The organism is Streptomyces albireticuli (genome assembly GCF_002192455.1).
Classification (GTDB): Bacteria; Actinomycetota; Actinomycetes; order Streptomycetales; family Streptomycetaceae; genus Streptomyces; species Streptomyces albireticuli_B.
Genome location: NZ_CP021744.1, coordinates 436,678 through 447,297, shown reverse-complemented (window position 1 = coordinate 447,297; position 10,620 = coordinate 436,678). Strand labels below are relative to the sequence as shown.

The window sequence follows — 10,620 nt, the reverse complement described above, 5'->3', positions numbered from 1 at the left end:
CTCGGAACGAGAGCACGGCCGCCGCCGGCGCGTACCCGCCACGGGGGTGTGGGTACGGGACAGCGGCGGCCCGGGGGCCACCGAGGGCGGGCGGCTTGCTCTTGCCGCGTGGACCCGCGCCGGTGCGGCGGTGGTCCGGGACGGGCCGCGGCCGGCACCCGGCGGTCCCGCGCGAAGGACCCCCGGGTGGCCGGAATCCGCTGTCCGGGGGCGCGCCCGTGCACCGCCGCGGCTCAGGTGCCCCGGCCGGGCCCGCAAGGCCTGTGCCCGCCCAGGACCCACGCGGGGGCGGGGAATTCCATGACGGCCTATCCTGGCGGAAGGGGCGCAGACCTCAAGGCCGAGACCCTGCCCGGGAGGCCCCATGGGCACCACCAGATGGTTCTTCGAGCCCGGCCACACCGGCGCCGAATTCCGCGCCAGGCACATGATGGTCACCTACGTGCGCGGGCAGCTGAAGAACGTGCGCGGCTCGCTGGAGGTCGACCCCGACGACCCGGAGAGGGCCCGCGTGGAGGCGGTGGCCGACGCGACCCAGGTGTACACGGGCCAGGAACAGCGCGACGCCCACCTCCGCAGCGCGGACTTCTTCGACTGCGAGCACCACCCGGAATGGACTTTCACCGGGACGCGCGTCCACCAGGCGAGCGCGACCGAGTTCGCGGTCACCGGGGATCTCACCATCCGGGGCGTGACCCGTCCCGTGACGTTCGACGTCACGTACCTGGGGCAGTGGGACACCCCTTGGTGGGAGGACGGCCGCGACGCCGGCCCCCGGCGCAGGGCCGGCTTCACCGCGACGACCCGCGTCGACCGCCAGGACTTCGGGGTGAGCTGGAACGACGTGGTCGACCGGGGCGGGGTCGTCGTCGGCGACATGATCGACATCACCGTCGACGTCGAGGCCGTCCTGGAGGGCGGCGGCACTGCCGCGTCACGCGAGACCTAGTACCGCGACTGCCCGATGCCTCCGTCACTTCTGCGGCGGGGGTATGCGCCGTTGCCGCCGGGTGTACGCCGGGCGTGGCCGGTTCCGCGTATGGACGGGCGCCGCCCGGCCGACTAGTCATGACCGCGACATGATGTGCGCTGTTACGGACCCAGGAAGGGACCGTCCATGCCTCACAGACAGCTCGTGATCGGTATCGCGCTGACATCGGCGCTGCTCACCGGCACAGGGCTCGCCACAGCCACACCCTTGACCCCGCCGACGCCCGACGGGCCGGCCACCGCTGCCCCGCTCCACAAGGCTCCTGACGGCGCCCGCACCCTCGGGCAGGAGGTCCGGGCCGGGGTCGTCAGGATCGCCAGCCTCTACGGGCCGACCCCGGGGCAGTGCCTCGACGCGGACGCCAACGCGGGCGGCAACGGCACCAAGGTGCAGGCGTGGAAGTGCAACCTCAGCGCCCAGCAGGCGTGGATCTCCTGGGAGAGCGGGGCGCTGGAGAGCAGCCGCTTCCGGGGAATGTGCCTCGACGCCGACACCAACGGCGCGGGCCGCAACGGCACCAAGGTGCAGCTGTGGCAGTGCAACGGCTCCACCCAGCAGCAGTGGTACACCTTCGCCGGCGACCTGGCGATCTACAACGGCCGGTTCTACAACAACGGCAACACCGTCCTGGACCGGGACAACAACGTGCCCGGTGACGGCGCGTGGGCACAGCTGTGGGACAAGAACTTCCAGTCCCAGCAGTGGTGGCGCGTCGACTCCGTGTGAGGACGGGGGCGCCCGGCCGCCGGGCGCCCCCCGTACGGGCCCTGCCGGAGCGGTTACCGCCGCCCGCGGGGGCGGCCCGCGGTGGGGCTCACCGGAGCGAGGGGACGGCGGAGGTGTCCATTCCCGCCGAAGCCGTGGTGATGGCTTCGTCCAGGACGTCGCGCGAGCGGACCAGGTCGGAGATCAGGCGGTCGATGCGGTCCCGCTCCGTGGTGAGCTCGGTGACCAGCAGTGGCGTGGCCTTCTCGGACGGGCCGCCGTCCGTGTCCCGCATGCAGGGGAGCAACTGCGCGATCTTCTTGCTGTTGAGCCCGGCGGCGTAGAGCGCCTGGACGCGGATCACCCGGTCGACCGCCCACTCGCCGTACTGCCGCTGGCCGCCCGGGGTACGCTCCGCCCGCAGCAGCCCCTGCGTCTCGTAATAGCGCAACGAACGCTCGCTCACCCCGCTGCGCCGAGCCAGCTCGCCGATCCGCATTCCCCACCTCGCATGCCATGACGGGACTTGAACCTGACACCAGTGTCAGCTCCTACGGTACCGGCATGACGAACACAGCAGCACTCTCCCGCCTCTTCGAACCCACCAGCCTCGGCGCTCTGCCCCTGACCAACCGCCTGGTGATGGCACCGCTGACCCGCAACCGCGCCGGCGCCGACGGCGTCCCCCAGCCGATCATGGCCACGTACTACGCGCAACGCGCCTCCGCGGGCCTGATCATCGCCGAGGCCGCCACCCCGAACGCCGTCGGGCAGACCTACCCCCACATCCCCGCGATCCACCACGAGGACCACGTGGCCGGCTGGCGGCGGGTCACCGACGCGGTGCGGGCCGCCGGTGGCCGGATGTTCCTCCAGCTCCAGCACGGCGGCCGGGTCGGCCACCCCGACAACAGCGGGCTGACACCGGTCGCGCCGTCGCCGGTCCCGCTCCCCGAGACGATCCACACCCCGAGCGGCCGCAAGGAGGCCGTCGTGCCCCGGGAGATGACCCTCGACGACATCCGCTCCACCGTGGCCGATTTCGCCTCCGCCGCCCGCAACGCCGTCGACGCCGGTTTCGCCGGGGTCGAGGTGCACGCCGCCAACGGCCACCTGCTGCACCAGTTCATGGCCCGGAACACCAACCAGCGCACCGACGCCTACGGCGGCTCGGTCGCCGGCCGCATCCGGTTCGTCGTCGAGGTGGTCCAGGCGGTCGCCGAGGCCGTCGGCCCCGAGCGTGTGGGCCTGCGCATCTCCCCGGGAAACACCGTCAACGGCATCGAGGAAGGCGACACCGGGAGCATCTACCCGGCGCTCGTCGAGGCACTGGCGGACGCCGGCCTCGCCTACCTCCACCTCGTGTGGGCCGACCCGGACCAGCCCCTCTTCCAGCACATCCGGAAGGCATGGCCGGGCACGCTGATGGCCAACCCGATGCTGCCCTGGGCGGAGCCGCTGCCCGCCGACGGCGGCAAGCACGAGGGCGAGCGGCTGCTGGCCGCGGGAGCCGACCTGATCTCCCTGGGCCGCGCGTTCCTGGCCAACCCCGACCTCGTCGAACGCCTGCGCGCCGGCGCACCGCTCAACCAGGTGCGCGACCAGCACATGATGTACGTGGGCGGGGAGACCGGATACACCGACTACCCCACACTGGCGGAGTCGGCGGCGCCCGAACTCGTCGGAGCGTGACCGCGACCGCGCGGAGCCGCCCTGAACGTACGGACCCGGGCGTTCAGGGCGTGCGACCGCCGGCCGGGAACGGCCGCCGCGGGCCGGCGGCGGAGCCCACGAGCTCGCGGCGGCCCCTGTCCAGGCGATCCCCAACTGTCGCTCGATTCTCGAAAATCCACCCTGGCGAGGGAGGGGCCGCCGGGCGAAACCTCGCATCACCTCTCGCCGTCGGCACCGTCCGCGCCGGGCAGCTCGCGGGGTTCGAGCGGGTGGACCGCGGGGCCGTGCAGGACCGTGCCGTCGGGGGCGAAGCGCGAGCCGTGGCAGGGGCAGTCCCAGGTGCGCTCGGCGTCGTTGAAGTGGACGAGGCAGCCCAGGTGCGTGCACCGGGCGGACACGGCACGGACCTCTCCCGAGGGCTCGCGGTAGACGGCGCACCGGCGGCCGCCGACGCGTACGACCGCGCCACGGCCGGGTGCGACGTCGGCGACGGTGTCGACGTGCGTGGTGTGCAGACGGTCGCCGACGAAATGCCTGGCCACGTCCACCTGGTCCTTCAGCAGCGCACCTGTCCGGCGCAGCGGCGGCAGCCTGCGCGGGTCGAACAGCCGCGCCCATTCGGGGCGTGGGCCGCCGGTGATCAGGGCGGTGAGCAGCCGTCCGGCCACCACGCCGTTGGTCATGCCCCAGCCGCCGAAGCCGGTGGCGACGTGCAGGTGCCGGGTGCCGGGATGGGCCAGGCCGATATAGGGGAGGTGGTCGTCGGAGTCGTTGTCCTGGGCGGCCCACCGGTAGCGGACCGTGGAGTCGCCGAAGCCGGGGACGCGTTCCTCCGCCCAGCGCCGGAGGCGGTCGAACCGCGCCTCCACGTCGGCCGCGCCAGGGGTGAACTTCTCGCCGGTGACGATCACGAGGCGGCGCCCGTCCCCGTACGGAGCCGTGCGCACGGAGCGGGTGCCGCCTTCCGGGGTGAGGTACATGCCCCGAGGGGCCAGGCCGGCCGGCACGGCGGCGGCGACCACCAGCTCGCGCCGCGGGGAGAGCCGGGCGAACAGCAGCGACCGGTCGAAGACCGGGTAGTGCGTGGCGACGACGACGTCGCGCGCCCGGACCGTGCCGCCGCCCTCCGTGGTGAGGTGGCAGTGGGCGCCTTCGCGGAGGCCGGTGACGCGGGTGCGCTCATGGACACGCCCGCCTTCGGCCGTGAACCGTTCCGCGAGGGCCAGCAGGAACTTCCGGGGGTGGAACTGCGCCTGCCCGGGCAGCCGCACCGCGGCGGCGACGGGGAAGGGCAGGCCGGCCGGGCCGGTGGTGAGGCTGACGTCGAGCCCGGCCTCCCCGGCCGCCCTCGCCTCCTCCCGCACGGCCTCCGCGCCCTCCGCCGTCTCCGCGTACGTGAAGGCGTCCGCGCGCTCCAGCTCGGCGTCGACGCCCGGACGGGCACAGAGGGCGGCCGTGTGCTCGACGGCGTCGAGCTGCGAACGCGCGTACAGGGCGGCCGCCTCCGGGCCGTGCGCGGACCGGATCCGCCCGTAGGCCAGCCCTTGCAGCGCGGACACCTTCGCCGTCGTGTATCCGGTGACGCCGGCCGCGATCCGGTCGGCCTCCAGGACGACCACGTCCGCACCCGCCCGGGCGAGCTCCCAGGCCGTGCACAGACCCGCGACGCCGCCTCCGACGACGGCGACGTCCGCGTCGAGCACGGCGCCGGGACCCACCGCCGCGTACGCGGTGCCGGGGGCCGAATCCATCCAGTAGGACTCGTGCAGCGTGCGAGGGGGTGTGGGCATGCACTTCCATGTTCCCGGCGCCCGCCACGGCTAACGCGCGGGCCCCGAACAGATCAGTGGCGGCCGGACGTGCCGCGGGCCCGAGGGCGCGGTGACGGTCCGGGACCGCGCGCCGATCACCTTCGACCCGTTCCCCGGCGTTCACCCGTTCCTCCCCGAGGGCGTGCCGAGCGGAGCCGTCCGGCTTCCAATGAGATGTGACCTCGCGACCTCCGCCGCCGCCGGACACCGGCCCGCACCGCTCGTCCGGGCCCCCGGCGGGATGGCTGGGGCGGACGGGGCACTGGTGCGCCCGGCACTTCCTGGTGGTCATCGCCCTGTGGCTCGTCTGCCTGGGCGGCACGCACGCCCTGGAGCGGGCGTTCGGCGGGAAGTACTCCGACGACTTCTCGCTGCCGTCCACCCAGTCGCAGGACGGCGCCGACGTCCTCAAGGCCCACGATCCGGCGGCCGGCGGCTTCAGCGGGCAAGTGGTCCTCCACGACGCCTCCACGCCGCTGACCCGCTACGCCGGCCAGGTCTCCCAGGCCGTCACCGACCTGCGGAAGCTGCCGCACGTCCTGTCCGTCCAGAACCCCCTGCCGCCGCCCGGAACGCCCCCCGGGCAGCGGCCCTCCGGCGGCCGGACCACCGGGCCGCTGTCCGGCGACCAGAAGACCGCGTACATCACCGTGCGCCTCGACACCCCGCCCGCGACCCTGGGGTCCTCCTACCTCGACGGCGTCGACCGTGCCGTGCGGCCCTTGCGCGCGGCCGGCGTCCAGGTGGAGTACGGCGGGCCGCTGGGCGAGCTCGCCCGTCCCGAACCGAGCGACAGGGCCAGCGAGCTCATCGGCTTCGCGGTGGCGATCGTGGTCCTGCTGGCAGGCTTCGGCAGCGTCCTGGCCGCCGTCCTGCCGCTGGTGACCGCCCTCGCCGGCGTCGTCATCGGCCTGAGCGTCCTGGCGCTGCTGGCGGCGGCCTTCACCTTCGCCACCGTCTCACCGACGCTGGCCACGATGATCGGGCTGGGCGTGGGCATCGACTACGCCCTCTTCCTCCTCACCCGGCACCGCCAGCACGTCATGGACGGCATGGACCCGGCCCGGAGCGCGGGCCTGGCCATGGCCACCAGCGGCCGCGCCGTACTGGTCTCCGGGTGCACCGTCATCGTCGCCCTGATGGGGCTGTGGGTCTCCGGGGTCTCCTTCATCGGCAAGCTCGGCGTGGCGGCCGCCGTCACGGTGGTCTCCGCCGTCCTGGGCGCGCTCACGCTCGTACCCGCCCTGCTCGGCCTCGTCGGCACGCGCATCGACCGGCTGCGCGTACGCACCCCCGTCGCGGAAGGAAGCCCGGAAGGGAGCGCGGAAGGGAACACAGGAGGCGGCGGCGCGCCCGGCCCCTGGCACCGGTACGCGCGCCGGGTCGAGCGCAGACCCTGGTGGTTCCTGGCCGCCGGAGTCCTGGCCATCGCCGTGCTCGCCGTCCCGCTGCTGTTCATCCGGCTCGGCCACATCGGGGACGGCGCCGACCCCGAGAGCTTCACCGACCGCCGCGCCTACGACCTGACCTCGCGGGCCTTCGGCCCGGGCGCCAACGGCCCGCTGACCCTCGTCATCGACCAGAGCCGGGTTCCCGCCACCGACCGGCCCGCGCTGGCCGCCAAGGCGGCCAAGGCGCTGGCGAACCCGCCCGGCACGGCGGAGGTCACCCCGCTCGCACCGACGCCCGACGGCGACGTCCTCGTCGCCACCGCGTTCTCCGCGACCGCGCCCCAGGACGCCGCGACGACCGACCTCGTGAACCGCCTCAAGGACGACACGCTGCCGGGGGCGGTGTCCGGCACCGCCGCCCGCGGCTACGTGACCGGCACGACCGCCACCCAGGCCGACTTCGTCGACATCCTCGCCGCGCGCCTCCCGCTGATCATCGCCGCCGTCGTCGCCCTGGCCTTCCTCATCGTTCTCGTGGTCTTCCACGGGGTCCTGGTGGCCCTCAAGGCGGCGGCCCTCAACGTCCTGTCCATCGCCGCCTCCTACGGCGTGGTCGTCGCCGTCTTCCAGTGGGGCTGGGGCGGCCCGGCCCTGGGCGTCGCCGGCACCGTCCCGATCGAGAGCTACGTACCGATGATGATGTTCGCCATCGTCTTCGGACTGAGCATGGACTACGAGATCTTCCTGCTCGCCCGCATCCACGAGGCCTGGCTGCGCACGGGGGACGCGAAGGGCAGCGTCGCGCACGCCCTGGAGATCACGGCCCGGGTCATCACCTGCGCGGCCCTCATCATGGTCAGCGTCTTCGCCGCCTTCATCGTCAGCGACAGCATCGTGGTGAAGATGCTCGCCGTGGGCCTGGCCGTGAGCGTGCTCATCGACGCCACGGTCGTCCGGCTGCTGCTCGTGCCCGCGCTGATGACCCTGCTCGGCAGCTCCGCCTGGTGGACGCCGGCCTGGCTGGAACGGGTGCTGCCGCACGTCGACACCGAGGGGACGGACGCGGCCTCGTGAGAGGGCCCGCGCCCCGTCCGTGATTCCTTCCGGAAGTCACCCGGTCGTCGCAGCGGAAGCGGTCCGACCCCGCCGCCGGGAGAGCGTCTCCTCGCTCTCCCGGCGTCAGCCCCTGCCGGCCGGGGCCGGAGCTATCGCGGGACCTCGGCTCCGCCGCCGGCCCGCGCGGCCGCGAGGACGGCGTCGTGGAGGGCGTGGAGACCGGTGGGCGGGACGGGAACGGGGCTGCCGGTCATCGTGTACCACTCCTCGGCACCGGTGTACTGCACGGTGACCTCCGCGTCGCGGCCGTCACGGGACGTGGTGACGATCGTGAGGTCGCCCGTGACGACGCCGACGTCGTCGGTCATCACCCCGCCCGGGCCCGCCGTCACCTTGTCCAGATACTGCTCGGGTTGCTGTGTCATGAGGTGCAGGTACCCAGCATCGTGCCCAGCATCTTCTTCTCGTCCTCGGTGACGGTCAGGCCATAGGTGTCCTTCACCGAGGTCCAGGCGCGGCCGTAGACGCACCAGGCGCCCTTGGCCGGGGGCTGCCACTGGTCCGGGCCCTGGTCACCCTTGCTGCGGTTCGAGGCGGCGGAGGAGGCCAGCAACTGCGGGTGCGTCAGGTCGTTCGCGAACTGCTTGCGCTTCTCGGTCGTCCATGTGTCCGCACCCGAACGCCACGCGTTGGCCAGCGGGACCATGTGGTCGATGTCGGCCTGCGAGGCCGCGGTGAGGGTCTTGTCGTCGTACAGGCTGTGCCAGGTGCCGGAGACCGCGCGGCACTGGTCGTCCCGCTTCACGCCCTGGCCGTCGCGCTCCAGGACGGTCTCGCGGGTGTCGCACCGGTCGCCCTGCTGGGCCCAGTGCGGGAAGGCGTTGCGGCTGTAGCCGGTCATCGGACGCCATTTGGCCACCGTGAGCTTCTCCAGCGCCTTCCGGGCCTCCGCCGTCGAGGGCAGTCCCGGCAGGACCTCCTTGCCCCCCTTGTCTCCCTTGCCCCCCTTGCCGGTGCCCTTGCCGTCCGCCGCCGGGGCGGACGACGACGCCCGGTCGTCGGAAGTCTGCTTGTCCGCCTGCTTGCCGCAGCCGGAGAGCGCGATACCGGCCGCGCACACCACCGCCACCAGCCCGGTCAGCCGCCGCTGAGGCCACGTCACCAAGGGTCTGTCCCCCACTCATCGCTGTTTCGACCCATAAAGAGGCCGGATGTCCTGATGGAAGAGGATATCCCGGATAAGGCCGCGCTTTCCGGGCGGTCGCGCGGACGGGGCCGGTCGCCGGTGACACGGCGCGTACCCGGACCCGCCGTGAAGAAACCTTTTGGTAAACGCCCTTGCCGCCGGTGGCGCCCGTCGCGAGGCCGGGGCCCGCGACTTCCCCCGGGGCGACCGACCTCACCACCCGGCACCCCGGCGGGCCTCACGCGAAGGAGACCAGGGCGACCGCCGTCACCGCCAACGCCGCGTACACCGCCGCCGCCACCCGCAGGCCGAAGCGCAGCAAGGTGTGTTCGGAGACGCCCGCGGTCTTCGCGCGGTCACCCGCCACCGCCAGGATCAGCATGATCATCGGCAGCGAGGTGAAGACGGTGTGGCCCGCCGCGCTGTTCTGGAGGGCCGCGAACCACGCGTCGAGGCCGTCGCCGCCGGGGGCGAGGCGTTCCTGAAGCGGCATCATCAGCGCGTTGCCGCCGACGTTCGAGCCGGTGATGAAGCCGCTGAGCATGCCGAGCGCCGGTGCGACCAGCGCGATGACCAGCGCCGGCGATCCGGCGACCGCCGAGCCCAGCTCCCCGATCATGCCGCTGTCCGCCATCAGCCGGCCGAGGGCGACGAACCCGGTCAGGGCGAGCAGCGGCCGGCCGACCCGGACCAGCGCGGCGCGGGCGTCCGGGCCGTTCGGACGGCCCCGGTCCAGCACCAGCGCGGCGGCCAGCAACGGCAGGCACGGCGAGGACAGCAGCGCGAAGCTCGCGTTGCCCGCGTGCAGTTCCAGGGGCGGGACGCCCAGGGCCTTGACCGCGCGGGTGACGGCGATCCCGCCGAGGACGAGGCCGTACGCGCGCAGGACCGAGGCCGGCGGCAGCAGCCGGCCCGCGGGCGCCTCACCCGGTCCGGTCCCGCCGCCGGACCGGGACCGGCGGACGGTGCACAGCACCAGCCCGGCGGCCGTCGTGGACAGCCCGGCCAGGACGCCCGCGGGCTGGACCACGCCCGCCCGGTTGAACGCCAGCAGCCCGAGTGAGAGCGCGGCACCCGCGCCCGCGGCCATGACGGCCGTACGGAACCGGTGCTTCGGCCGGGTCAGCAGCGCCGCCCACACGGTCACCAGCGGGAAGACCAGGCAACTGGTGACGGCGGTGGCGGTGCCCATGGCGGCCGTCCCCCGCCCGGTGAGCCCGGCGCCGATGACGGTGGCGAGGCCGAGGGTGCCCCACGGCATGATGTTCATGCCGAGCATGGCCTGCCGCAGCGCGGTCGGGGCCGGCGCCAGGGCCAGCAGCACGGGCACGGTGACCAGCAGCGACACCCCGAAGCCGGTGAGCGCCTCCACAGTGGGGGCGATGCCCGCCACCACCAGCGCGATCGTCGCGGGCCCCGGCAGCGGCAGCCCCCGCACCCACTCCTGCAACGACCGGTGCACCTCGCGGCGGGTGAGCACCTGGCTCAGATAGACCCCGGGCAGCATCACCGCGGCGGCGTTGAGCACCAGCAGCCCGGCTCCTCCGGCGCCCTCGGTCAGCACATCGTCCGGCAGGGTGAAGTCCGGCAGCCACCAGATCAGCACCGCCGCCAGGGCGGCGCCCGCGACCGCCGCCCAGTGCGCCGGTCTGCGCAGCCCCGTGATCATTCCCAGCACCATGACGAGCGGGGAAACCGCTATCGCCCACACCATCGTTCGAGCCGCCTTTCGTCTCTTGCTGTACGGCCGCCGCACAGCTTCGCGGCGACGACCGCCGGCGATCTTGAACGAAAGTCGCGGGGGAG

Annotated in this window: 9 protein-coding genes; 4 read left to right on the top strand and 5 right to left on the bottom strand. The window is 73.6% G+C overall.

Translation table 11 applies throughout. From position 1 onward, the window contains the following. Positions 1–364: 364 nt before the first annotated feature. Together SMD11_RS01995 and SMD11_RS01990 are read left to right on the top strand one after the other, a co-directional pair. The gene (locus SMD11_RS01995) at positions 365–949 is read left to right on the top strand and encodes a YceI family protein (RefSeq protein ID WP_087924751.1); all 585 of its coding nucleotides are present in this window, start codon (positions 365–367) and stop codon (positions 947–949) included. A 168-nt stretch (positions 950–1,117) separates the two neighbouring features. Further along, entirely contained in the window at positions 1,118–1,717 is a 600-nt protein-coding gene (locus SMD11_RS01990) for an RICIN domain-containing protein (protein ID WP_087924750.1), read from the top strand. An 88-nt stretch (positions 1,718–1,805) separates the two neighbouring features. Here the strand turns inward: SMD11_RS01990 and SMD11_RS01985 are convergent, their stop codons facing one another. Further along, the gene (locus tag SMD11_RS01985) at positions 1,806–2,195 is read right to left on the bottom strand and encodes a MerR family transcriptional regulator (RefSeq protein ID WP_087924749.1); all 390 of its coding nucleotides are present in this window, start codon (positions 2,193–2,195) and stop codon (positions 1,806–1,808) included. A gap of 65 nt (positions 2,196–2,260) precedes the next feature. Between SMD11_RS01985 and SMD11_RS01980 the strand changes: the two genes are divergently transcribed. Further along, a complete protein-coding gene (locus tag SMD11_RS01980; RefSeq protein ID WP_087924748.1) occupies positions 2,261–3,388 on the top strand; it encodes an alkene reductase in 1,128 nt (375 codons plus the stop codon). Positions 3,389–3,585: 197 nt separating this feature from the next. Here the strand turns inward: SMD11_RS01980 and SMD11_RS01975 are convergent, their stop codons facing one another. Further along, positions 3,586–5,160: an FAD-dependent oxidoreductase gene (locus tag SMD11_RS01975; RefSeq protein WP_087924747.1), complete on the bottom strand. Its 1,575-nt coding sequence runs from the start codon at positions 5,158–5,160 to the stop codon at positions 3,586–3,588. Between the two features lie 197 nt (positions 5,161–5,357). Between SMD11_RS01975 and SMD11_RS01970 the strand changes: the two genes are divergently transcribed. Next, positions 5,358–7,646, top strand: a complete 2,289-nt coding sequence (locus tag SMD11_RS01970) for an MMPL family transporter (protein WP_087924746.1) — start codon at positions 5,358–5,360, stop codon at positions 7,644–7,646. A 131-nt stretch (positions 7,647–7,777) separates the two neighbouring features. Here SMD11_RS01970 and SMD11_RS01965 read toward each other — a convergent pair whose 3' ends face one another. From SMD11_RS01965 to SMD11_RS01955, 3 genes are all read right to left on the bottom strand, one after another. Then, positions 7,778–8,053, bottom strand: a complete 276-nt coding sequence (locus SMD11_RS01965; protein ID WP_087924745.1) for a hypothetical protein — start codon at positions 8,051–8,053, stop codon at positions 7,778–7,780. Beyond that, positions 8,050–8,790: an HNH endonuclease family protein gene (locus SMD11_RS36140; protein ID WP_234365848.1), complete on the bottom strand. Its 741-nt coding sequence runs from the start codon at positions 8,788–8,790 to the stop codon at positions 8,050–8,052. The genes SMD11_RS01965 and SMD11_RS36140 overlap by 4 nt, the downstream gene beginning before the upstream one ends. 262 nt (positions 8,791–9,052) lie before the next feature. Beyond that, positions 9,053–10,528 (bottom strand): L-lactate permease, encoded by a 1,476-nt coding sequence (locus SMD11_RS01955; protein ID WP_087924744.1) that lies wholly within the window; start codon positions 10,526–10,528, stop codon positions 9,053–9,055. Positions 10,529–10,620: the final 92 nt, after the last annotated feature.

Coding starts and splice junctions, on each gene's coding strand:
- SMD11_RS01985 (WP_087924749.1), bottom strand. CDS start 2,195: ATGCGGATCGGCGAGCTGGCTCGGCGCAGCGGGGTGAGCGAGCGTTCG.
- SMD11_RS01980 (WP_087924748.1), top strand. CDS start 2,261: ATGACGAACACAGCAGCACTCTCCCGCCTCTTCGAACCCACCAGCCTC.
- SMD11_RS01990 (WP_087924750.1), top strand. CDS start 1,118: ATGCCTCACAGACAGCTCGTGATCGGTATCGCGCTGACATCGGCGCTG.
- SMD11_RS01975 (WP_087924747.1), bottom strand. CDS start 5,160: ATGCCCACACCCCCTCGCACGCTGCACGAGTCCTACTGGATGGATTCG.
- SMD11_RS01955 (WP_087924744.1), bottom strand. CDS start 10,528: ATGGTGTGGGCGATAGCGGTTTCCCCGCTCGTCATGGTGCTGGGAATG.
- SMD11_RS01995 (WP_087924751.1), top strand. CDS start 365: ATGGGCACCACCAGATGGTTCTTCGAGCCCGGCCACACCGGCGCCGAA.
- SMD11_RS01965 (WP_087924745.1), bottom strand. CDS start 8,053: ATGACACAGCAACCCGAGCAGTATCTGGACAAGGTGACGGCGGGCCCG.